This is a genomic window from Streptomyces sp. NBC_01298, from assembly GCF_035978755.1.
GTDB lineage: Bacteria > Actinomycetota > Actinomycetes > Streptomycetales > Streptomycetaceae > Streptomyces.
The window spans coordinates 85,241-107,522 of record NZ_CP108417.1 but is presented as its reverse complement, the minus strand read 5'-3'; the positions used below and the strand labels follow the sequence as shown (position 1 = coordinate 107,522).

18 protein-coding genes and 2 pseudogenes are annotated in these 22,282 nt (G+C 69.5%); 11 read left to right on the top strand and 9 right to left on the bottom strand.

All coding sequences use genetic code 11. From position 1 onward, the window contains the following. The 4 genes and pseudogenes from OG730_RS43980 to OG730_RS43965 all read left to right on the top strand — a co-directional run. Positions 1-1,029, top strand: a pseudogene (locus OG730_RS43980) (hypothetical protein); the annotation flags it as partial. A gap of 4,140 nt (positions 1,030-5,169) precedes the next feature. Then, positions 5,170-5,469: a hypothetical protein gene (locus tag OG730_RS43975; protein WP_327310118.1), complete on the top strand. Its 300-nt coding sequence runs from the start codon at positions 5,170-5,172 to the stop codon at positions 5,467-5,469. A 409-nt stretch (positions 5,470-5,878) separates the two neighbouring features. Further along, a complete protein-coding gene (locus OG730_RS43970; RefSeq protein ID WP_327310113.1) occupies positions 5,879-6,145 on the top strand; it encodes a hypothetical protein in 267 nt (88 codons plus the stop codon). Then, positions 6,145-6,543, top strand: coding sequence for a PIN domain-containing protein (locus tag OG730_RS43965; RefSeq protein ID WP_327310114.1), 399 nt, complete (start codon positions 6,145-6,147; stop codon positions 6,541-6,543). Before OG730_RS43970 ends, OG730_RS43965 begins: the two co-directional genes overlap by 1 nt. A 651-nt stretch (positions 6,544-7,194) precedes the next feature. On the opposite strand, the gene OG730_RS43960 is transcribed toward OG730_RS43965, so the two are convergent. From OG730_RS43960 to OG730_RS43950, 3 genes are all read right to left on the bottom strand, one after another. Next, positions 7,195-7,377, bottom strand: a complete 183-nt coding sequence (locus OG730_RS43960; RefSeq protein ID WP_327310115.1) for a hypothetical protein — start codon at positions 7,375-7,377, stop codon at positions 7,195-7,197. 549 nt (positions 7,378-7,926) lie between these two features. Next, positions 7,927-8,304 carry a hypothetical protein gene (locus tag OG730_RS43955; RefSeq protein WP_327310116.1) on the bottom strand — a complete coding sequence of 126 codons (378 nt, stop codon included), beginning with the start codon at positions 8,302-8,304 and terminating at the stop codon, positions 7,927-7,929. After that, the gene (locus OG730_RS43950) at positions 8,301-8,756 is read right to left on the bottom strand and encodes a transcriptional regulator (protein WP_327310117.1); all 456 of its coding nucleotides are present in this window, start codon (positions 8,754-8,756) and stop codon (positions 8,301-8,303) included. Before OG730_RS43950 ends, OG730_RS43955 begins: the two co-directional genes overlap by 4 nt. Before the next feature lie 1,817 nt (positions 8,757-10,573). Here OG730_RS43950 and OG730_RS43945 point away from each other — a divergent pair. From OG730_RS43945 to OG730_RS43935, 3 genes are all read left to right on the top strand, one after another. Continuing rightward, positions 10,574-11,029 carry a transcriptional regulator gene (locus OG730_RS43945; protein WP_327310117.1) on the top strand — a complete coding sequence of 152 codons (456 nt, stop codon included), beginning with the start codon at positions 10,574-10,576 and terminating at the stop codon, positions 11,027-11,029. Beyond that, complete coding sequence (locus OG730_RS43940; RefSeq protein ID WP_327310116.1) at positions 11,026-11,403, top strand: hypothetical protein; 378 nt, start codon at positions 11,026-11,028, stop codon at positions 11,401-11,403. The genes OG730_RS43945 and OG730_RS43940 overlap by 4 nt, the downstream gene beginning before the upstream one ends. 549 nt (positions 11,404-11,952) lie before the next feature. Beyond that, a complete protein-coding gene (locus OG730_RS43935; RefSeq protein ID WP_327310115.1) occupies positions 11,953-12,135 on the top strand; it encodes a hypothetical protein in 183 nt (60 codons plus the stop codon). A 653-nt stretch (positions 12,136-12,788) separates the two neighbouring features. Here the strand turns inward: OG730_RS43935 and OG730_RS43930 are convergent. The 4 genes from OG730_RS43930 to tpg (OG730_RS43915) form a co-directional block, all read right to left on the bottom strand. Then, positions 12,789-13,187 carry a PIN domain-containing protein gene (locus tag OG730_RS43930; protein ID WP_327310114.1) on the bottom strand — a complete coding sequence of 133 codons (399 nt, stop codon included), beginning with the start codon at positions 13,185-13,187 and terminating at the stop codon, positions 12,789-12,791. Beyond that, the gene (locus OG730_RS43925) at positions 13,187-13,453 is read right to left on the bottom strand and encodes a hypothetical protein (RefSeq protein ID WP_327310113.1); all 267 of its coding nucleotides are present in this window, start codon (positions 13,451-13,453) and stop codon (positions 13,187-13,189) included. Before OG730_RS43925 ends, OG730_RS43930 begins: the two co-directional genes overlap by 1 nt. 409 nt (positions 13,454-13,862) lie before the next feature. Further along, positions 13,863-14,666, bottom strand: a complete 804-nt coding sequence (locus OG730_RS43920) for a hypothetical protein (protein ID WP_327310112.1) — start codon at positions 14,664-14,666, stop codon at positions 13,863-13,865. Between the two features lie 102 nt (positions 14,667-14,768). Beyond that, the gene (gene tpg / locus OG730_RS43915; RefSeq protein WP_327310111.1) at positions 14,769-15,362 is read right to left on the bottom strand and encodes a telomere-protecting terminal protein Tpg; all 594 of its coding nucleotides are present in this window, start codon (positions 15,360-15,362) and stop codon (positions 14,769-14,771) included. Between the two features lie 206 nt (positions 15,363-15,568). Here tpg (OG730_RS43915) and OG730_RS43910 point away from each other — a divergent pair, with 206 nt between their 5' ends. From OG730_RS43910 to OG730_RS43895, 4 genes and pseudogenes are all read left to right on the top strand, one after another. Then, positions 15,569-15,985 carry a hypothetical protein gene (locus tag OG730_RS43910; RefSeq protein WP_327310110.1) on the top strand — a complete coding sequence of 139 codons (417 nt, stop codon included), beginning with the start codon at positions 15,569-15,571 and terminating at the stop codon, positions 15,983-15,985. Between the two features lie 329 nt (positions 15,986-16,314). After that, the gene (locus tag OG730_RS43905; protein WP_327310109.1) at positions 16,315-17,160 is read left to right on the top strand and encodes a sigma-70 family RNA polymerase sigma factor; all 846 of its coding nucleotides are present in this window, start codon (positions 16,315-16,317) and stop codon (positions 17,158-17,160) included. Positions 17,161-17,753: 593 nt separating this feature from the next. Continuing rightward, the gene (locus OG730_RS43900; protein ID WP_327310108.1) at positions 17,754-18,311 is read left to right on the top strand and encodes a hypothetical protein; all 558 of its coding nucleotides are present in this window, start codon (positions 17,754-17,756) and stop codon (positions 18,309-18,311) included. Positions 18,312-18,460: 149 nt separating this feature from the next. Beyond that, positions 18,461-18,622: pseudogene (locus OG730_RS43895) on the top strand (IS110 family transposase); the annotation flags it as partial. A 442-nt stretch (positions 18,623-19,064) separates the two neighbouring features. Here the strand turns inward: OG730_RS43895 and OG730_RS43890 are convergent. Together OG730_RS43890 and tpg (OG730_RS43885) are read right to left on the bottom strand one after the other, a co-directional pair. Then, positions 19,065-21,065, bottom strand: a complete 2,001-nt coding sequence (locus OG730_RS43890) for a hypothetical protein (protein ID WP_327310107.1) — start codon at positions 21,063-21,065, stop codon at positions 19,065-19,067. Between the two features lie 657 nt (positions 21,066-21,722). Then, the gene (gene tpg, locus OG730_RS43885; RefSeq protein WP_327310106.1) at positions 21,723-22,280 is read right to left on the bottom strand and encodes a telomere-protecting terminal protein Tpg; all 558 of its coding nucleotides are present in this window, start codon (positions 22,278-22,280) and stop codon (positions 21,723-21,725) included. Between the last annotated feature and the right edge of the window lie 2 nt (positions 22,281-22,282).

The following is a 22,282-nucleotide window of genomic DNA, read 5'->3' as shown; positions in this document are numbered from 1 at the left end:
AGTTCAGCACGTTGCCGGGTCGCCGAGGAGATGGCGACGGCCCTCTACGACGAGGGCCTGCTGGATGGCGGGCAGCCCGACAAGGACCTGGCGACGGCGCGGCGGGACGTTCTGATCGGCCGCGAACAGGTGCCCGAGGGGATGCGCCTGCTTGGCCTGGACGACCTGCCCGACCTTCGCTTCGCCCAGATCGTCCAGGAGCTCACCCGCAAGGGGCACGCCTTCAACCGCCTCGTGCGCTCCCAGCTCGGTAAGACTGGTCTCTACCTCAGCCACCGCAACGGGCCGGTGGTGGAACTGGGACTGCGTTCGTACTCGGCGAGCATCGAGACGCCGAAGCACCTGGACTCGATCCGCAAGGCGCTGGACACCGGCTGCCTGTGGCAGGACCTGGTCGACACCGAGTGGACGGTGGAGAACGCCGCCACGGACCACGCCATCGACGGCCTCCGGGACCGCGCCCACGCCAACGACACCCAGGCCGCCCTCGTGCTCGGCGTGCTCGGCATGGTCGCCTTGGTGGTCACCGGTCACCTGCGGGCCGCCGCCGGCTCGGCCGAGGAGACGGTCGGCACCACCATCGCCCGTACCAGCGTCGGGCAGATCATCAAGGGCCTCCTGGAGACCGGGCCGGGCCGCGAGCTCTTGGCCGACGCCGTGAAGCGGTCTCGGGCCCGCCGGCCGCTGCGCTGGTGGGACAGCGAGTCCAAGTCCCTGGTCGAGCAGCCGTCGGACTGGGCGACCTCCACCTTCAACGCCTACCTGCGCCAGGCGGTCCGGCACGGCTTCACCTCCGAGGCGGAGCGCAACAACCCCGCCGCCAAGGAGGCCGCGAGCCTCACCCGGTTCCAGGAGGCGGTGTTCACCGCGAAGGACCGGCTGATGGACCTCATCGAGATGCGCGACGAGAACGGCACTGACGACAAGATCGCCTGGCTCGAGGTGGAGTCGACGTTCGGGATCCTCGCGGGCATCACCGCTCGCCTCGGCAAGATCGCCGAGTCGGAGCCCCTGTCGGACAGCTGGTGAGCGCCCTGGTGTGGCAGGGCGTCGCCACGATGACGCCCGAGCGCTGCCGCTGCGGGCCAGCCAGGGCTAGGCCCCTGGCTGGAGGGAGCACCGGGACCCTCCGATCTGGATCGGGGAGGACAGCGGGAACGAGCGTCGTGCCACTACTAGTCCCGGCGGGCTCGAGAGCGAGTGGCGTAGCGAGGACCCGACCTGCGCGGGTTCGGGCGCCGGCTTCGGTCTGCATCCGTCAGCACAGCAGGAGTCCAGGCTCGAGCGGCAGGCGCGGTCAGGTGCGGCGCCGATGGCTGGCCGCCGGTTGGCTGCGAGCGCGCGCCGACACCGCCTCGGCGCTCAGCCCCGCTCGGCCACTGACGATCACCGGCCCTGGGACAACCGCCCCCGGGACAACGTCGCCATCGACAGCGATCGTTCCGGCTCGGTCGCGCCGGCGAGTCGCCAGGGGCGCCCGAGCGGTGAACGCGCCCCGCGCAACGGCCCGAGCCCGCCCGGTGAGGCCTGGCGATCCGGCGCCGGAGCGGAGCCGGGCCGCCGACCGCCTTGGAAGCGCCGGTCGGGGCCGGTGGCCGTGGCGGTCCTCGGCGTCGACCCGAGCGGGGGACGAGATTGCAGCGCGGGGCTACGGCTGCCGGGTCGCAGCGGCCTTGCCGGGCGTAGTCCAGGAGCTTGTCGATGGCACGGGTCTGCTGCCGCCGACGCGCAACCGCCTGGCCGAACGGGGTGTTGCTGTCCGCGCGGACGGTGCGAGGCGCGACGCTGACCACGTCGAGACCAGGATCGATCGGGGAACGCAGGCCACGGCTCGCGGGACGAGCCGCCGATCTCGCGGTAGTCGCCCGTCCGCAGCGGCGGCTGCGGCGGTGCGCCAGCGTCGCTCGAGCGCGGCGTGGCGAGATCGCTGTTGCCGATGTCCGCAGCAGTCTTCTCGGCGCTGGGCCCACGATGATCCGCCCGGTGACGGCGAGGATGTACCCGATCGATGCAGTCGGTACGACCGCGTCGGTGGAGACGCCCCGACCGCAGCCGCCTGGCGCCGCAGCAGTCCTCGGCGAGGGGTAGTGGCCCACGGCGGTCGATCGCGCCGGGTCAAGCCGCCCATGAACTGTCTCCTTCAAGGCCGAGCCTCGTCCCCGGACCCTCCGGGACGGGCGGCGTTCGCCCGCTTCCTGCGCCGTTCAGTACGTCAGCTTGAGGCAGGCGATGCGACCGACATGACCGTCACGACCGCCATGGCCGTCATGAGCGCGAAGGGCTGCCCGAGCGCAGACGACGAGAGTTCCAGCGCGCCGAGGAGCAGGCCGCCCGCGGCGATCCGACGCGTACGGTCAGGCCGCCGGTCGCCGGAGATCCGGCAGTCGGCGAGACGGGAAGTCGATCGGTTCCGATCGGAGGGCGCTGACGCTTCCACGGCGAGCGAACCCAGCACGCGCGGACGCGCCGTAGATGAAGCTCATCGGCGACAGACCGAGCCGGCACTCCGCCTAGGCTCGAGACGACTGATCATTGACGGCCTTCCTCCGCGGTTCTCGTCCGTCCCGTACTGCGAGCAGGACCCGACCAGGGCCTCGATGCCGTGCCGCCGGCCGAGGGCCCAGACGCAGACGCACTGCCCCGTCCGGCCCGCCACCGGCATCGCCGTTCTTCGTCGGCCGCTTGGCTCCTGCGCGCCTGCGCGCTGTAGTCAGTGCCGCGGACGCGAGGCGCAGGTCCGCGAGGGAGATGGCGTCGGCGTACCTTGTCGACGTTGCGCTGCGAGCGCCCTAGTCTTCTCGAAGAACTTGCTCAGTGCGCAGGGGAGGTCCAGGACGCTGCGGGCAGAACACGGCGGCCGGTACGGCGACAGGTCTCGGCACTGCCGAACAGGGGAACGATCCAGCGCCTCGGCGTAGCCCTCGAGCTGGCCTCGCCACGCCCGTAGAGCTCCATTTCGTCGGTGAGGACGGCAGAACCTTCGCCGCCCAGCAGCGCGCCAGGGCCGGAGCTTCCGGGCGATGACGAAGGCGCGCTGAGACCGCACCCGGCTTGCCGTGCCACTTGATCAAGATGTCGTAGGTCTCGCTGGTCGGATCCTCCGCGTCGATGCCGAACACCGCGAACTCGAGTACCGCTCAAGATCGCGTCGGGTTCGACGCGGGTGACGGTGATGAACTCGTCCTGAGCGGCCCTGCGCCAGGTCCTCGAGGGCCCCGCAGGCGTGAGTGCCCTGGCGCGGTACGGCGCCGGCGACCTCACCATCGACCAGGCCGAACGGGCGCCTCGACGCCCACACCGCCCTCAGTCGCTCCCGGCCTCGTCTGCATCCGTGCCGTCCGCGGCCGATAACGGGACTTGCTGCTGGCCGAACTGGGGTTTCCGGTCATCCGCTCTGCCACAAGGGGGGGAGAGCGGGAGGGGTGCCCGCCCACCCTGTTCGTGGGATCAGGCCTCGATGCGTTAGGTGAAATCGGGACCCTTTGTAGTGATCCTGCGTATCACGATGCGTCGATGCCGGGCACCAGCGGCCGAGCGCTGCCTGTCGACCTGGCCTGCGACGCGCGCTCGATCCGCCAGGACGGGAGGACGTGGCGTCATGCGGCGATCAACCATCGAAACGCCGGGCCCGGCATCGCGCGGCCTCGCGCGGAGGACTCGGGTCGGCGGGACGGGCAAGTCAGGACGGTTCTAGATGCTCGGCCGGAGCGTCGGCGGACGCCTCGGCACCTGGCGGGAGGTCGCACGGGCCGGCAACAGGCGACTTCGAGCGCGGTCACCACCGCGTGCTCAGGCCGGAGATCGACCACTGCTGACCGAGGTCACCCGGCAGAACACCGAGAAGACGGCCGCGAACGATCGACACGGTGCTGCAGCGCGGTGTGCCGGCCACTGTCGCCCTCACCGCCAGCCCTGCCGCAGAACAGGCGGCCGCCGGGGCGAAGGCGGCGCCCACCGGGCGACGTGGGGGGAGCTGCTGTCCGGCTGGTGGTCGACCTGGACCAAGCCATCAGGTGACGGCACCTGCACCCGAGCGACCCACATCACGGCCTGAGCCCCCGTCGCCCTCACCACTCCCTTGGCCCTCCTAGAGGTCACGGAGAACGTAGTGCCCGGCACCGACGCTCACCAGGGCGCGTCACCGCGCGGCTCGGGAGCGCCTCGTCGTCGCCACCTTCGTCCACAGTCCGCCGCTATGGACTGCCTCCATGACCGAAGCACAGCAGACAGGTACCGCGCCAAGATCGTCGGACGTCACCGCGGAGCGCGCCATAGGTCGCACGTCGAAACACCAGATCGCCCAGATCTGCGCAAGCGGGACGCAGGCTCCACCGAGCCTGGCGGAGCGCCTGGGCGTCTCCTCCAAAACGCAGCAGCACTTCCGGGAGCCCGCCAGCGAACATGCGCCTCAGGAGGCCCTGGTCCAGGAGACCGAATCGTCGGCCCCGGCGCGGGCAGCAGCGCCGAGGCGGCCGCCAAACACCAGCCTCTGGTTCCACAACGGATCCTCGGACGACACCCGCGCGGATCGCACCATCGCCGCCTGCCAGGCCCACCGCGGGCGGAAGGTAGACGACCACCGACCTCCACCGAACTGGTTGAGGAGGCCATCGCGGACGCCCATTCGTCTGAGCGGGGCGGCCGACCGGCCGAAGGTGAACTTGGTCGATGCTCGTGGCTCAGGACAGCACCCGTCTTAGCCTCACCGACAGACTGCGCTAAACCCGGTCGTTGCATCCGATCTTTTTCGGGCGACAGATCGAGACACCCCTGTATTCCTCGCCGCCATCACCCTCCCGAGCGGCGGTGCAGGCACTCGCCAGCCGCTCGCGCGCAGGTCGAGCCGCGGCCGGTCCGCGGCGTGCCACCGGCAGGACCGCCGAGCCGCGCGCGCAGGACGCCCGGCTCCGCAGCAGCACGATCGTGACCGGGACTGCACGCCGATCCGACCCTGAACTCGTGCCCCGGCGCGCGCATCACCGGCGGGCGACCGCATCGCGCAGCCGACCACGGCCGCGGACGCGGCACGCCGAGCCGAAGTCGAGCTTCGGGACCTGGAGCGATCGAGCAATGGCCGCGGCTCGTCGACCGCCCGAACGCGCCCGATGCCGCGCCTGCGCCGCCGCTCTATCGGCATGACCGGCGCCCACTACGGCGCCGAAGGCCCTCGTGCTGCACGAGCCCGAGGACCGCTACGCGCTCGACTACCTGAACGAGTACGGCGAGTGGCACATGTGCCTGCTCCTGGAAGGCCAGCTGGAGCCCCCGAGGGACCCGGACGCCGTACCGGCGTCGGTACGGGCGCACAGCGCACTGCTGCGGGCCATGGCGCGGACCAGGACGCTGGAGGGCTTCGACGCAGGCCACGCGGTACGCCTGGCGCAGGCCGACCCGGCCGACCCGGCCGCCACGACCGCGCTCGCCGCGTGGCTCGACACCGCGGCCGCGGTGAAGGGCGGTACGGCGTAAGCCCGTCTGACGAGGTGGATCGAGCACAGCGCGGTCGGGCACCACTAGGAGGACCTGCTGGCCGGCGGCTCGGTCATGGCCTGGGCAGAGCCACCCCTCGGCGAGAGCCTCGACCCGGCTCGGGCCGCCTGGTACGCCAGCCTCCAGGCGTTCCGGAGCCGGGCCAGATAACTCTCCGTTGCTGTCACGCCCAGGTGTCACGCCCCGCTCCCCAGGTGTCACACCGCCGTCGCTATGGCATTGTTTGTCCGTTTCTAGAGTCGCAAAGGCGCCACAGGGGGCCGCTCCCGGGGGAGCGTGACACGTAAGAGTAGATAACGCGCGTTCCTGAAATCTGCACGCAGAGTGAACATGGCGGCCTGCCGCGAGGCCCTCCCGATCATCCTCTACTCGCAGTAGAGTCGAAGACATGGCAGACGAAACGAGCATCAAGGTCAGCGCCTCGACCCGGGACCGGCTCGCCGTGCTGGCGGCCGAGAACAACACAACGATCCGCAATCTGGTCGAGGCCCTCGCCGAGAGCCGGCCCACCCAGTCCGAGTTCGAGGAGCGCGCCGCCCAGGCTCGCGCCGAGCTTGCCTCCATCCTGGGCACGGTGCCCAGCCCCGAGGCCGAGACGAAGGCCCGGGGCCTCCTGGAGCGCCTGGGCGCCAGCCAGGACTCGGCGGCCGCGTAGTGGCGGCCATCGCCGTCGTCCTGGACCACACGGCCGCCACCGCCCTGCACGACCCCAAGGACCCCTTCAACGAAGCCGTCGCCGCGTTCTACGTCCAAGCCTCCGGCGGCCTCGGCACCCTCTACGCCCCGGTCCTCTCCCTCACCGCCGGCGACACCGAGCGTCCCGGCCTGCTGGCCTACATCCACGGCCTACGGTTTATCGAGCTCGAGCCGTTCGACACCGCGGCCGCGCTCGCCGCCACCGAGCTCCTGCACGCCGGGCACTCCTGGGCGGCCGTCCACGCCATCCACGCCGCCCGCCCAAGCGCGGACTTCCCGGCAGGCCGGTATCTGCTCACCCTGACCCCCGAGGCGTACGAGGGCACCGGCATCCAGGCCGTCCATCCCGGCCAGTAGCCCAGCACCCGACCCTGACCGACCGATGATCCACAACGCCGCTGTGCGGCCCCCTGAGAGCCTCTCCCGCCTCCTGGGCCGCTAGTCACCCTCCGGGCCCATGAGTCGCCCAGAGGGGCCCACAGCGCGATCTGGAGCTCCGTGAGCCGGCGCTCCGCCCGATTGGGTGTTCCTCGGTACACGCCCGCCGCGGTCCGTTCCGAGGCGTCTGGCTGCTGCCCGCAGCGCGAGCTTCGCTCTCAGGGGAGAGATATCCACCCGCATCAAACCCCTATAGGTACTACCTACTAATGGGGTGCAAGGTTGGTGCCCGCGCGGGGGTGCTGATGGAGGCCCCCGAGCAGCAAGCCAGCCAGTGGCCGGGACGGGATCGGGCACCACCCCCGCTGCATCGTGCAGCGCCTTGCACCCTTCCCGGCCTGGTTGCAGCAAAGGGCGTGCTGCACGGACTGCTGCCCTGGTGGCGAAGGGTGCAAGATGCTGCTCGATGCCGGAGAGCGATGACATTCGAAGGCCGGCCCCAGGCGGCACACGGCTGCTGCTCGGGTAGCAGGCCGTGCTGCACAGAAGCAGCGCTCCGTGCAGCAAACGATCGTTCGGCTGCTGCGCGGGCCGCTGCATCCGGTCAGTCGGCGGTGCTGGCGGGCTGACTCAGGGAAGGGCATCCCGGACGGTCTCCAGCCGCTCCAGCGGCCCCGCGCTGCCCTCGATGGCGACCGCGAGCTCGGCGCCGCTCATGCGGCCCGTGCGCAGCAGCGCGAGGCCGTACAGCGCGGCCAGCTGCTCGCCGTCGCTGCCGAGCGCGACGACGTCCTCGGCGGCGAGCGGGACCAAGAGCGGCTCCTGACGGTGGTTGTCCGCGGTCTCCTCCCTCGGGTGAATCGGTCAGCGGTCATCGGGGATCCAGCCCACGATGGCCTACGCGCTGCGGGACGCGTATGGCACCACCGAGCATCTGAGCGCCACCCGTGAGGCCGCATGAGCTGCGCGTTTCCCGTACATGGGAACCGTGTGCGCGTATCTGACATACGCGTTCCGCGTGCGAGACGTAGCCGTGCTCTTGTGTGGAGCCCTGGTTTCCCCTCCGTGGGAACGATGTTCACGCGGCTACGAAGCGACCCCGTGAGCTGGCTCGGTCCGGAGATGGTGTTGCCGCCGACACCAGCGCGGACGGGCCTTCACCTGCGGGTTTCCCCTCCAGGGGAACGATGTACGCACTGTTGTCCCTGTGCGGGTGGACAAGTTTTCCACTCCTACGGGGACAAACCGCGAAAAGGTTGCCTCACCAGCGGGTTTCCCGCGCAGGGGAACGATGTATCGCCCTCTGCGCACGAGAACGGCGCCGCACCCCGGGGTGCGGCGCCGCAGTGTCGGCGGGGACAACTACACGGTGGCGTGCAGCTGCCGGACGGTCGCCAGAGGTGCGTCATCGTCCTCGAGCTCGGTGGGCGCCGGCTCGCCCGTGGCCTTGGCGCCGAGGCGGTAGAACTTCACGCCGACGGCCGTGTACGCGAGCGTCAGCCAGCCGTTCTCCGCGAGCCGGCCGATGCTGCGCGAGGCGCTGGTGGTGCTCAGGCCGACCAGCTTCCCGATGTCCGTGGCCGTGCTGCGCACCGGATCCCCGACCGGGACCGCGGTGGCGTAGAACATCAGGACCTTCAGGTCCGCGCCCTGCTTCAGCTGCGACCGCAGCAGGAGGGCGTTGAGCTCGCCGGCCTCCATGAAGCGCGGCTCGAACGACTCGGCGATCGGCGACGTCATGACGCCTCCCTCTCCTTCTTCTCAGGCGGGCACGTGGTCACAGGATGCCGGGCATGCTGCGTGGCCCTGCGCTGCTGACCCGAGCCACCGTCGTAGGCCGCGCGGGCGTTCAGCTTGTAGAACTTCACCCGGCCCACCTTCTCGGCCTCCAGGAGGAAGCCTCCCCTGTTGAGGTTACCCACGGACTTGCTCACCGCGTTCGGACGCAACTCCAGGTCGTTGCCGATCTCGCGGAAGCTCAGGCGCAGGGGCTCATCCCCAGTCGGCGCGTTGAACAGGTAGTAGCCGTAGACCAGCTTGTCGTTCTTGGTGTACCCGCTGCCCTTCTTCCACAGCCCGGCGCCCAACTTCTTGCTGGCGTTGACGTGCCGACCGCCACCACTCCAGTCGTACGGCTTGTCGTCCTCCCTCAGCAGCTCCAGCTGGACGTACTCGCCCGTGCTGGTGTTCACCGCTGGCCTTGCCCGCCCCATACCGCTCCTCACCTTGGGATTTCCCCTGGAGGGGAACGATGTACGCGCCCTGACCGTAGCGACCGTTTCCCCTCCAGGGGAACCCGCCACGCCGACCGGCGCCACGATCCAGATCGGCCAGCGTTTCCCCTCCAGGGGAAAGGTGCGTCCCGATCCGCAACTCAAGTAGCCTCGATTGATACATCGCATGGCCTCTGACCAGCGACGATGCATGTTCGCTCTGTACGTACCTATCCGTAGGCCAGGCCGGGCCTCCTCGCGCGCGTGACGGCCGGCCACCCTGAGGCATCGGTCCCTCGACCTTGGGGCCCTTCTCCTGCAGCTCACCAGGTCCCTCTTCTCGATCGCTCCAAAATTCACCGGCGCACCTTTTTCGCCCCTCTTGTGTCAGTATTCGGATAGCATCTGGAAGGTCAGTTCCTGACTTTTCTCAACTGCGTGAGAACCCGTGTGGGTAATGCATTCACACGAAATCATTTTCCCGGTCACCGGTGCCATGATGTTATTCCAGTCTTAAGCTAGCGCCTCTCTTTGAAACACACGCTCGGATCGCGTGTCCGGCCCCCTCCTGTCTATGTTCGATCGGCCACCCGCCCCGACTGCCCGTCACCACCCCTCCCTCTTGCTGCTGCTCGGGCCGTAGGCCCGTGGGTGGGCCGCGCGGAGCGTGGCACGCCTGGCCCGCACGGGAGTCGGGGGCGCGCCCTGGGGGTGGCTGGAGCGCAGCGGAGGCCACGGGTCGGCCGGAGGCCGGCCCCGGCCCGCAACGCGGCCCGGCTGCCCTGCCCTTGGCGGTGCGCGCGCAGCGCGTGCCGCTGGCGGGAGAGCGGAGCGAGCCGCTTCCGCTCCCGCGGAGCGGGTCCCTCCGGGCTGCGCCCGTCAGAGCGAACCGGGTCGCTGCGCTCCCCGGCCGCCCCCGCTCCGCGTGAGCGGAAGCGGCTCGCTCCGCTCTCCCGCCAGCGGCACGCGCTGCGCGCCCACCGCCAAGGGCAGGGCAGCCGGGCCGCGTTGCGGCCCGGGGCCGGCCTCCGGCCGACCCGTGGCCTCCGCTGCGCTCCAGCCACCCCAGGGGAGCGCCCCCGACTCCCGTGCGGGCCAGGCGTGCCACGCTCCGCGCGGCCCACCCACGGGCCTACGGCCCGAGCAGCAGCAAGAGGGAGGGGTGGTGACGGGCAGTCGGGGCGGGTGGCCGATCGAACATAGACAGGAGGGGGCCGGACACGCGATCCGAGCGTGTGTTTCAAAGAGAGGCGCTAGCTTAAGACTGGAATAACATCATGGCACCGGTGACCGGGAAAATGATTTCGTGTGAATGCATTACCCACACGGGTTCTCACGCAGTTGAGAAAAGTCAGGAACTGACCTTCCAGATGCTATCCGAATACTGACACAAGAGGGGCGAAAAAGGTGCGCCGGTGAATTTTGGAGCGATCGAGAAGAGGGACCTGGTGAGCTGCAGGAGAAGGGCCCCAAGGTCGAGGGACCGATGCCTCAGGGTGGCCGGCCGTCACGCGCGCGAGGAGGCCCGGCCTGGCCTACGGATAGGTACGTACAGAGCGAACATGCATCGTCGCTGGTCAGAGGCCATGCGATGTATCAATCGAGGCTACTTGAGTTGCGGATCGGGACGCACCTTTCCCCTGGAGGGGAAACGCTGGCCGATCTGGATCGTGGCGCCGGTCGGCGTGGCGGGTTCCCCTGGAGGGGAAACGGTCGCTACGGTCAGGGCGCGTACATCGTTCCCCTCCAGGGGAAATCCCAAGGTGAGGAGCGGTATGGGGCGGGCAAGGCCAGCGGTGAACACCAGCACGGGCGAGTACGTCCAGCTGGAGCTGCTGAGGGAGGACGACAAGCCGTACGACTGGAGTGGTGGCGGTCGGCACGTCAACGCCAGCAAGAAGTTGGGCGCCGGGCTGTGGAAGAAGGGCAGCGGGTACACCAAGAACGACAAGCTGGTCTACGGCTACTACCTGTTCAACGCGCCGACTGGGGATGAGCCCCTGCGCCTGAGCTTCCGCGAGATCGGCAACGACCTGGAGTTGCGTCCGAACGCGGTGAGCAAGTCCGTGGGTAACCTCAACAGGGGAGGCTTCCTCCTGGAGGCCGAGAAGGTGGGCCGGGTGAAGTTCTACAAGCTGAACGCCCGCGCGGCCTACGACGGTGGCTCGGGTCAGCAGCGCAGGGCCACGCAGCATGCCCGGCATCCTGTGACCACGTGCCCGCCTGAGAAGAAGGAGAGGGAGGCGTCATGACGTCGCCGATCGCCGAGTCGTTCGAGCCGCGCTTCATGGAGGCCGGCGAGCTCAACGCCCTCCTGCTGCGGTCGCAGCTGAAGCAGGGCGCGGACCTGAAGGTCCTGATGTTCTACGCCACCGCGGTCCCGGTCGGGGATCCGGTGCGCAGCACGGCCACGGACATCGGGAAGCTGGTCGGCCTGAGCACCACCAGCGCCTCGCGCAGCATCGGCCGGCTCGCGGAGAACGGCTGGCTGACGCTCGCGTACACGGCCGTCGGCGTGAAGTTCTACCGCCTCGGCGCCAAGGCCACGGGCGAGCCGGCGCCCACCGAGCTCGAGGACGATGACGCACCTCTGGCGACCGTCCGGCAGCTGCACGCCACCGTGTAGTTGTCCCCGCCGACACTGCGGCGCCGCACCCCGGGGTGCGGCGCCGTTCTCGTGCGCAGAGGGCGATACATCGTTCCCCTGCGCGGGAAACCCGCTGGTGAGGCAACCTTTTCGCGGTTTGTCCCCGTAGGAGTGGAAAACTTGTCCACCCGCACAGGGACAACAGTGCGTACATCGTTCCCCTGGAGGGGAAACCCGCAGGTGAAGGCCCGTCCGCGCTGGTGTCGGCGGCAACACCATCTCCGGACCGAGCCAGCTCACGGGGTCGCTTCGTAGCCGCGTGAACATCGTTCCCACGGAGGGGAAACCAGGGCTCCACACAAGAGCACGGCTACGTCTCGCACGCGGAACGCGTATGTCAGATACGCGCACACGGTTCCCATGTACGGGAAACGCGCAGCTCATGCGGCCTCACGGGTGGCGCTCAGATGCTCGGTGGTGCCATACGCGTCCCGCAGCGCGTAGGCCATCGTGGGCTGGATCCCCGATGACCGCTGACCGATTCACCCGAGGGAGGAGACCGCGGACAACCACCGTCAGGAGCCGCTCTTGGTCCCGCTCGCCGCCGAGGACGTCGTCGCGCTCGGCAGCGACGGCGAGCAGCTGGCCGCGCTGTACGGCCTCGCGCTGCTGCGCACGGGCCGCATGAGCGGCGCCGAGCTCGCGGTCGCCATCGAGGGCAGCGCGGGGCCGCTGGAGCGGCTGGAGACCGTCCGGGATGCCCTTCCCTGAGTCAGCCCGCCAGCACCGCCGACTGACCGGATGCAGCGGCCCGCGCAGCAGCCGAACGATCGTTTGCTGCACGGAGCGCTGCTTCTGTGCAGCACGGCCTGCTACCCGAGCAGCAGCCGTGTGCCGCCTGGGGCCGGCCTTCGAATGTCATCGCTCTCCGGCATCGAGCAGCATCTTGCACCCTTCGCCACCAGGGCAGCAGTCCGTGCAGCACGCCCTTTGCTGCAACCAGGCCGGGAAGGGTGCAAGGCGCTGCACGATGCAGCGGGGGTGGTGCCCGATCCCGTCCCGGCCACTGGCTGGCTTGCTGCTCGGGGGCCTCCATCAGCACCCCCGCGCGGGCACCAACCTTGCACCCCATTAGTAGGTAGTACCTATAGGGGTTTGATGCGGGTGGATATCTCTCCCCCCTGAGAGCGAAGCTCGCGCTGCGGGCAGCAGCCAGACGCCTCGGAACGGACCGCGGCGGGCGTGTACCGAGGAACACCCAATCGGGCGGAGCGCCGGCTCACGGAGCTCCAGATCGCGCTGTGGGCCCCTCTGGGCGACTCATGGGCCCGGAGGGTGACTAGCGGCCCAGGAGGCGGGAGAGGCTCTCAGGGGGCCGCACAGCGGCGTTGTGGATCATCGGTCGGTCAGGGTCGGGTGCTGGGCTACTGGCCGGGATGGACGGCCTGGATGCCGGTGCCCTCGTACGCCTCGGGGGTCAGGGTGAGCAGATACCGGCCTGCCGGGAAGTCCGCGCTTGGGCGGGCGGCGTGGATGGCGTGGACGGCCGCCCAGGAGTGCCCGGCGTGCAGGAGCTCGGTGGCGGCGAGCGCGGCCGCGGTGTCGAACGGCTCGAGCTCGATAAACCGTAGGCCGTGGATGTAGGCCAGCAGGCCGGGACGCTCGGTGTCGCCGGCGGTGAGGGAGAGGACCGGGGCGTAGAGGGTGCCGAGGCCGCCGGAGGCTTGGACGTAGAACGCGGCGACGGCTTCGTTGAAGGGGTCCTTGGGGTCGTGCAGGGCGGTGGCGGCCGTGTGGTCCAGGACGACGGCGATGGCCGCCACTACGCGGCCGCCGAGTCCTGGCTGGCGCCCAGGCGCTCCAGGAGGCCCCGGGCCTTCGTCTCGGCCTCGGGGCTGGGCACCGTGCCCAGGATGGAGGCAAGCTCGGCGCGAGCCTGGGCGGCGCGCTCCTCGAACTCGGACTGGGTGGGCCGGCTCTCGGCGAGGGCCTCGACCAGATTGCGGATCGTTGTGTTGTTCTCGGCCGCCAGCACGGCGAGCCGGTCCCGGGTCGAGGCGCTGACCTTGATGCTCGTTTCGTCTGCCATGTCTTCGACTCTACTGCGAGTAGAGGATGATCGGGAGGGCCTCGCGGCAGGCCGCCATGTTCACTCTGCGTGCAGATTTCAGGAACGCGCGTTATCTACTCTTACGTGTCACGCTCCCCCGGGAGCGGCCCCCTGTGGCGCCTTTGCGACTCTAGAAACGGACAAACAATGCCATAGCGACGGCGGTGTGACACCTGGGGAGCGGGGCGTGACACCTGGGCGTGACAGCAACGGAGAGTTATCTGGCCCGGCTCCGGAACGCCTGGAGGCTGGCGTACCAGGCGGCCCGAGCCGGGTCGAGGCTCTCGCCGAGGGGTGGCTCTGCCCAGGCCATGACCGAGCCGCCGGCCAGCAGGTCCTCCTAGTGGTGCCCGACCGCGCTGTGCTCGATCCACCTCGTCAGACGGGCTTACGCCGTACCGCCCTTCACCGCGGCCGCGGTGTCGAGCCACGCGGCGAGCGCGGTCGTGGCGGCCGGGTCGGCCGGGTCGGCCTGCGCCAGGCGTACCGCGTGGCCTGCGTCGAAGCCCTCCAGCGTCCTGGTCCGCGCCATGGCCCGCAGCAGTGCGCTGTGCGCCCGTACCGACGCCGGTACGGCGTCCGGGTCCCTCGGGGGCTCCAGCTGGCCTTCCAGGAGCAGGCACATGTGCCACTCGCCGTACTCGTTCAGGTAGTCGAGCGCGTAGCGGTCCTCGGGCTCGTGCAGCACGAGCGGGCCTTCGGCGCCGTAGTGGGCGCCGGTCGTACCGATAAGGCCGGCGCGCTGCAGGGCCGCGAGCATGTGGGCGCGTTCGGGCAGTCCGTTGGAGTGCAGCCGCTCCTGCCATTGCTGCTCGATCTCCAGGTCCCGAAGCTCGGCTTCGAGCTCGGCGGCGGCCGCGGCTTCGGCGGCGAGCTCGTCCTGGACGAAGGCGTCGGCCGTCGGATCGTACGTCCCGCCGGTGGTGGCAAGCAGCTGCGCGATGCGTGCCCACTCGGCGATTTCGGCGGGGCCGCGTTCGTCGTCGGCAAGTTCCTCGCAGTCACGGTCGATGTGCTGCTGGAGCCGGGCGTCCTCGAGCGCGGCCGCGGCCTCGGTGGCGGTCATGCCGGTGGCGCGCCGGCGGACCGAGCCGCGGCCGACCTTCGCGCGGTCGAGCGGCTGGCGGGCCGCGGCAGCGCCGGGCGCGGGAACGGAGGGACGGCGGCGGGAGCGGGGTGCGGGGGTGTTCACAGGGCCTCTCGATCGTCACGGAAAAAGGGAAGGGTATTTGGTTGCCGCGCGTCGGGCGCGGCGACCAAAGACAGGTTTAGCGCAGTCGTGAATTCGGTGGGGCTAAAAGGCGATGTTGAGCCACTGAACATCGACAAAATTCACCTTCAGGCTCGCTCGGCCGCCCCCGCTCAGACGGAAATAGGCGTCCGCGATGGCCTCCTCAACCAGTTCGTGGAGGTCGGTGGTCGTCGTACCCTCCTCCCGCGCCGCGATGATGAGGGCCGCGTGGTAGGGCGAAACGGCGATGGTGAGATCCCGTACCCGGGTGTCGTCCGAGGATCCGTTCGCGGTGAAGCCCAGGGTGGATCGGAAGCTGATTTCGAAGCCGCCCGAGGTGGTCGCGCGCTGCCTCGCCTGCGCTCTGACCTGGGGTTGCCACTCCGATTCGGTCTCCTGGACCAGGGCCTCCTGGAGGCGCTTGTTCGGCTTGGCGGAGGCTCCCGAGAGGTAGCGCTGCACTGTTTTGCGGGAGACGCCCAGGCGCTCCGCCAGGCTCTTGGTGGAGCCTCGTTCCCGCTTGCGCAGATATCTCATCTGGGCATTTGGTGATTTCGGTGCGGGCCGGGTGAACAGGGCGCGCTCCGCACGGTGGAGGGCGTCCATGATCTTGGCGCGGGTGCGGGCCGCCTGCTGTGCCTTCTCTTCTTCGGTCATGGAGGCAGTCCATAGCGGCGGACCTGTGGACAGAGGTGGCGACGACGGGGCGCTCCTGCGGCTGATCTCCACCCTTGCGGGTGACGCGCCCTGGTGAGCGTCGGTGCCGGGCCGCTACGTTCTCCGGGACCTGATGAGCGAGGGGGAGGGCCAAGGGATGAGTGAGCGAGGGGCGTTACGGGGGCTTCGGGCCGTGATGTGGGTTGGTGATCGCGGTCGAGGTGCCGGTGTACCTGGTGTGGCTGGTCCAGGTCGGCTACCAGGCCGGACAGCAGCTCCCCCGCGGCGACGTCGCCCGGTGGGCGCCGCCCGTGCTGCTGCCCCCGGCGGCCGTCCTGTTCTGCGTGGGAGCGGGCTGGCTGTGGTGGGGAGCAGTAGTGGCCGGCACACGCTCGCCGCTGCGGGAGCGGTGGGTCGTCGCGTCGCTGGCGTTCGTGGCCGTCTTCTCGGTGTTCTGCGGGGTGACCTCGGTCGAGGACTGGTCGGTCTCGGTGAGCCTGGTGAACGCGGTGGTGACCGCGCTCGGAATGGTCGGCCTGTTCTTCATCCCGGCTGCGGCCTCCCGCCAGTTGCCGGACGTCGTCCGCCGACGCTCCGGCCGAACGTCTCACGAACCGTCCTGACGTTGCCCGGCCCGCCCGACCGGGGTGTCAGCCTCCATCCGCCGGGCCCGCGCGATGCCGTGGGCCCGGCGTTTCGATTGGTTGATCGCCGTCTTGCCGCATGACGTCCTCCCGTCCTGGCGGATCGAGCGGTGTCGCGCTCCGGTCGAGCAGGCGAAGCGCCGGCTGCTGGTGCCCGGCATCGTGCGTCGCCCATCGAGACATGTGATGCAGATCACTAAAAAGGGTCCCGATTTCACCTAACGCATCGAGGCCCTGATCCCACGAACAGGGTGGAGCGGGCACCCCTCTGCCCGCTCTCCCCTACCCCCCCTTGTGGAGCAGAGCGGATGACCGAAAACCCCAGTTCTGAGCAGCAGCAAGTCCGCGTTATCGGGCCGCGGACGGCACCGGATGCGGACGAGGTCCGGGAGAACGACTCGAGTGGCGGTGTGGGCGTCGAGGCGCCGTTCGCGCCGGCCCTGGTCGATGGTGAGGTGGGCGCCGGCGCCGGTACCGACACCAGGGAAGCACTCACGCGCTGCGAGACCTTTGAGGACCTGGCGCAGGACGCTCAGGACGAGTTCATCACCGTCACCCGCGTCGAAACCCGACGCGATCTTGAGCAGTACTTCGAGTCTCGTGGTGTTCCGCATCATGACGCGGAGGATCTGACCAGCGAGACCTACGACATCTTGATCAAGGCGCTGATGGCCGGCAAGCCGGTGCGGTCTCAGCGCGCCTTCGCCTTCGGTATCGCCCGGAAGCTGCGCCTGAGCTACTGGGCGCGGAAGAAGGACAAGGTTCTGCAGATCCTCACCGACGAAATGGAGCTCTACGAGAGCGAGATGTCGGAGGCCGAGCTCGAGGGCTTCGCCGAGGCGCTGGACATCGTTCCCCTGTTCGAGCAGTGCACGAGGACCCTGTCGCCGTACCAGGTTGCCGTGTTCTATGCCCGCAGCATCCTGGACCTCCCCTACGACTACCTGAGCAAGTTCTTCGGGAAGACCAAGGGCGCTCTGCGGACCTGCCACAGCGAAGCGCTCGACAAGATCCACGCCGACGCCATCTCCCTCGCGGACCTGCGCCTCGCGTCGCGGTACTCGACCTACAGCGCGCAGGACATCACCAGGAAGCCCAAGCGGCCGACGAAGAAGAAGCGTGCCGATTCCGAGGCGGGCAAGGACCGCGGCTGAGGGAACAGTGCCCGTCTGGGGCCCTCGAAGCCGATTGCGGTACGGCATCGAGGGCCCTGGTCGGGTCCTGTTCTTGGCAGTACGGGACCCGGACTCGAAACCGCGAGAAGAGAGGCATCAATGATCAATCGTGCTCGAACCACCCCTAGGCGGGAGTGCCGGCCTCGGTCTGTCGCCGATGAGCTTCATCTGCGGCGCGTACTCGCGCGTGCTGGGGTTCGTCATCGCCGTGGAAGCATCAGCGCCCTCCGGATCCGGAACTTGATCGACTTCCCGTCTCGCCGTGCCGGATCTCCGGTCGCACGGCGGGGCGGCCCCCCGACCCGTACCCGTCAGATCGCCACGGGCAGCACTGCCCTCGGCGCCCTTGGAACTCTCCTGTCTGTCGTGTGGAACCAGCTCGTCCTCGGCATCACCTTCGCGCTCATGACGGCCATGGCGGTCGTGACGGTCATGTCGGTCGCATCGCCTGCCTCAAACTCTGACCGACCGAACACAAGGGAGCCCTTGCAGCACTAAGTAGACGAACGGCGAAGGCCGCCCGTCCCCGGAAGGTCCGGGGACGGGCTTCGTCGTACTGAAGGAGACAGTTCATGGGCGGCACTTTGACCCGCGCGATCGACACCGTGGGCCACTACACCCTCGCCGGGGACCTGGCGGCGCCGAGCGGCACGGCCTTCGCGGTCGGGAGCGTCTCCACCGACACGGTCGTACTGACCGCGATCGGCATCGTGGTGACGGTCATCCTCGCCGTCACCGGATGGATCATCGTGGGCAAGCGCCGCGAGGAAGACCGTGCTGCGGACATCGGCAACAGCGATCTCGCCACGCTGATCAGCACGCTGAGCGACGTTGACGTCGAAGCCCGCCGCATCGCCGATCTTCCCCGCCCTGCGGACGGGGGCGACTACCGCGAGATCGAGCGGCTCGTCCCGCTGACGGACAGCCTTGGTACCGCGTTCCCCGCGCCGCTGTCGATCCTGGTCTCGGACGTGGTCAGCGACGCTCGCGCACTCGTCACCCTCCCCGTGGACAGCAACACCCCGTTCGGCCAGTACGGTCTGCGCGTCCGGCAGCAGACCCGTGCCATCGACAAGCTCCTGGACTCGACCGGCAAGGCCCTCGCCTGCGCCCGGCAGCTGCGCCGCTGACGCAGCCCCGCCCCCTGCGCCACGCGCACGAATGTCTCGTCCCCGCTCAGTTCGACGCCGGGATGTGTCCGGCCACCACACCGGCCTCGACTTCGCCGCCCCGACCGGCACTCCCGTCAAGGCGGTCGGCGGCGGCAAGATCATCTCGGCGCCGGATCGCCGACCTCTACCCGGGCGAGGCCAAGACCGATGCGAAGGACGCGTTCATCATCGCGGACGCCTCCCGGGCGATGCCCCACACGCTGCGGGCGATCGACGGCGAGGACGAGACGATCGCCGAGCTGGAGATGATCATTGGGTTCGACGACGACCCGGTCCCGGGGGCGGTTGTCCCACCCCCGGGACGGATCGTCAGTGGCGACGCCAGCGGCGATTGACGAGGGGAACGTCGAGGCGAGCGGCCACCGTACGTTCCAACTCACCAACCACGACAGCCGGGGTATCGGCGCGGAGCGGCAGCACCCAGTAGGCCGACCACTCCTCCCGCTTGGACCTGGACTCCGCCATGTGCTGACGGATACGGAACCGAAGCGGCGCCCCCGCAGAGCGCCCGCTCGGGTCGGGTCCGTCCGCAGTAGCAGGCCACGCCCTCTCCGTTCACCGGGATGTAGATGGCACGACGCTCGTTCCCGCTGTCCTCCCCGATCCAGATCGGAGAGTCCCGGTACTCCTCCAGCCAGGGGCCTACCAGGCTGGCCAGCACGGCGTAGCGCTCGGGCGTCATCGTGGCGACGCCCTGCCACACCAGGGCGCTCACCAGCTGTCCGACAGGGGCTCCGACTCGGCGATCTTGCCGAGGCGAGCGGTGATGCCCGCGAGGATCCCGAACGTCGACTCCACCTCGAGCCAGGCGATCTTGTCGTCAGTGCCGTTCTCGTCGCGCATCTCGATGAGGTCCATCAGCCGGTCCTTCGCGGTGAACACCGCCTCCTGGAACCGGGTGAGGCTCGCGGCCTCCTTGGCGGCGGGGTTGTTGCGCTCCGCCTCGGAGGTGAAGCCGTGCCGGACCGCCTGGCGCAGGTAGGCGTTGAAGGTGGAGGTCGCCCAGTCCGACGGCTGCTCGACCAGGGACTTGGACTCGCTGTCCCACCAGCGCAGCGGCCGGCGGGCCCGAGACCGCTTCACGGCGTCGGCCAAGAGCTCGCGGCCCGGCCCGGTCTCCAGGAGGCCCTTGATGATCTGCCCGACGCTGGTACGGGCGATGGTGGTGCCGACCGTCTCCTCGGCCGAGCCGGCGGCGGCCCGCAGGTGACCGGTGACCACCAAGGCGACCATGCCGAGCACGCCGAGCACGAGGGCGGCCTGGGTGTCGTTGGCGTGGGCGCGGTCCCGGAGGCCGTCGATGGCGTGGTCCGTGGCGGCGTTCTCCACCGTCCACTCGGTGTCGACCAGGTCCTGCCACAGGCAGCCGGTGTCCAGCGCCTTGCGGATCGAGTCCAGGTGCTTCGGCGTCTCGATGCTCGCCGAGTACGAACGCAGTCCCAGTTCCACCACCGGCCCGTTGCGGTGGCTGAGGTAGAGACCAGTCTTACCGAGCTGGGAGCGCACGAGGCGGTTGAAGGCGTGCCCCTTGCGGGTGAGCTCCTGGACGATCTGGGCGAAGCGAAGGTCGGGCAGGTCGTCCAGGCCAAGCAGGCGCATCCCCTCGGGCACCTGTTCGCGGCCGATCAGAACGTCCCGCCGCGCCGTCGCCAGGTCCTTGTCGGGCTGCCCGCCATCCAGCAGGCCCTCGTCGTAGAGGGCCGTCGCCATCTCCTCGGCGACGACGGCGTGCTGGGAGCCGGCGGAGAACTTCTTGGCGGACACGTTCATGCGCACCAGCACGCTGCGGACAGCGGCGGGGAAGCGCTCCATCCCGCGCTGCGGGTCGTCGTCCTCGTAGCCGACGATCACCTGGACCGGCACGGTGAGCGCGTTGAGCGCGATCGCCGCTTCGTTCCGCTCCCGCTGGTCCGCCTCGGTACCCTTCGGCGGCTGCGCCAGTCGCTTGTGGGCCACCTTGGCGATCTTGCGGACGAGCTCACGGCGGGCAACGAGCGGCAGTCGCATGAGGTACGAGGGCAGCAGCTGGACCCGGGTGTGGTCGCGGGCGTCGCCGGTCAGCCATCCGCGCTCGACCGGCAGGAGCACCAGGCAGGAGATCAGCCGACAGTTGCCGTCCACGGCCGTGTAGTCCTCGCCGACCGAGTCGGGGGAGCCGGTGAAGGTCGCCGGCACCAGCGTCAGCGAGCGCTCAACGATGCGCTCCCCTACGTCCTGCGGGTTGTCCTTCCGCACGGCGATCGCGGCCCGGTCCACGGCCTCCATCACGGCCTCGAACGCGTCGCCGTGGACCAGCGTCGCGTACCGGTCGTGCGGGGCTGGCATCGACAGCGCGAGTCGGCCACGGGGCGCCTTGGGGTCGGCGGCGTAGCTCGCGTCCGCGAGCAACCGGTCGTTCTCCACCGCAGGGGAGATCATCGGCGCGTACGCGCGGAAGTTCAGCGTCGTCAGCCAGCCGAACGGCGTCCGGTGCCGCTCATCCCGGCTGAGCTCGAGCTCCTGGGGGTCGGTGGCCAGGTGGGCGAGACGCTCGATGTGGCTCGGGCTAAGGAGAACTCCGCCGAGCTTGCCGAGCTGGGTCTGGGCCTTGGTCGTCTGGCTGACCGGCGGGACACGGTGCTCGAACTCACCGTTGTCGTTTCGGAATCCGCTGACCGGGATGACCTGGATCTCACGGGTCTCGCCACGGTCCGGCTTGGAACTGCTGCTCATGGGGCGCCTTCTTGGATGGCCGGCGTGTAGTACGCCGGCGTTGGCCGCGCGTCACGCGGCGCCATCCGGGCTGCCACGCACCCACTCCGCCTCTGAAGAACCTCAGTTCGTTCAGGGTTTCGTAGCGTTGTCACGTCGGTCAGCGGCAGTTCGAGTGCTCTACGTGTGTGGCGGCGAGGCCGTCGCAGGCGGAGAGGAGCCCAAGTCGTGCGGTTGCAGACCTCGGTCCGCGCGCGCAGGCGTTTGACCGCCGCAATCAACGGCGTCGGCCGCACCCTACCGGTTCGCTGCCCATCGCTCAATGTGGTTTTACTGGACTCCTTCTGACGCACCGGCAGATGCCGTGCGACTCCAGGCTCACTAGCTGCGCAAACTCGAGAGACCGGCCCGGCTCCCACGTCCGGAGCGCCCAGGCTGCCTTCCTCGAACCCGCGAGCTGTCCCCGGCCACCCGGTCCCGAGTCGGGGCGAACGGGGCCTGAGTGGCAGGATCAGGGCAGGGGGCTCCGCCCGCACACCATTGCCTGCGGGCGCGATACCCAAGGCCGCACTCCGAGGAGTGCAGCTCTCTAGCATCACGACCCTCTGACCAGGGGAAATGGCGGCGCTCAACTGGCCAGATCGAACGCTCACAGACATTCGTATGTGTGGCCGGGACCTACAACTCGATGTCGAGCCGCTCCACGTCGGTGAATTCCACGCCCAGGCCGTGCGCGCGGCTGTCGTTGGCGCGGAAGTACATCTTCGCGAGGCCGGCGGCGGCGATCTGCCGGAGCTGGTCCTCGGTCTTGCCCTCCTCCCGGGCGTTGAACAGCTGCTCGGCGAACTCGGGCGGCAGGGCCTGGGTGATGTCGCGGACCCGGGCGTCGTCGGTCGTGCCCGAGGCCGCGGTGAAGCCGAACTTAGCGCGGGTGGAGACGACCAGGCCGGCTGTGGACGCGGCCTTCTTCCTCGCCTTTGCACGGACCTGGGGCTGCCAGCGCTTCTTGACCTCGCGCTCCAGGCGGTCGCGCAGCTCTGGGCGGGGCCGCTTGATCTTGCCCGTGACGTACCGCTCCACGGTGCGCTGGGAGATCCCGAGCGCCTGGGCGGCGGCCTTAGTGCCCTTGAGCTGCTTGACCAGGTACTTCATCTGCGCCTGGGCGCTCTGGGGGATACGGCGGGTGAACGCCTTCTCCAGTGCGTGGTCCAGGCTGTCCCCGAGCGAATCGACCATGA

Excerpts from the sequence above, each read along its gene's own strand:
- OG730_RS43900 (WP_327310108.1), top strand. The coding sequence starts at position 17,754 with ATGGGCGGCACTTTGACCCGCGCGATCGACACCGTGGGCCACTACACC.
- OG730_RS43955 (WP_327310116.1), bottom strand. The coding sequence starts at position 8,304 with ATGACGTCGCCGATCGCCGAGTCGTTCGAGCCGCGCTTCATGGAGGCC.
- OG730_RS43940 (WP_327310116.1), top strand. The coding sequence starts at position 11,026 with ATGACGTCGCCGATCGCCGAGTCGTTCGAGCCGCGCTTCATGGAGGCC.
- OG730_RS43925 (WP_327310113.1), bottom strand. The coding sequence starts at position 13,453 with ATGGCAGACGAAACGAGCATCAAGGTCAGCGCCTCGACCCGGGACCGG.
- OG730_RS43890 (WP_327310107.1), bottom strand. The coding sequence starts at position 21,065 with ATGAGCAGCAGTTCCAAGCCGGACCGTGGCGAGACCCGTGAGATCCAG.
- tpg (WP_327310111.1), bottom strand. The coding sequence starts at position 15,362 with ATGACCGAAGAAGAGAAGGCACAGCAGGCGGCCCGCACCCGCGCCAAG.
- OG730_RS43905 (WP_327310109.1), top strand. The coding sequence starts at position 16,315 with ATGACCGAAAACCCCAGTTCTGAGCAGCAGCAAGTCCGCGTTATCGGG.
- OG730_RS43970 (WP_327310113.1), top strand. The coding sequence starts at position 5,879 with ATGGCAGACGAAACGAGCATCAAGGTCAGCGCCTCGACCCGGGACCGG.
- tpg (WP_327310106.1), bottom strand. The coding sequence starts at position 22,280 with ATGGTCGATTCGCTCGGGGACAGCCTGGACCACGCACTGGAGAAGGCG.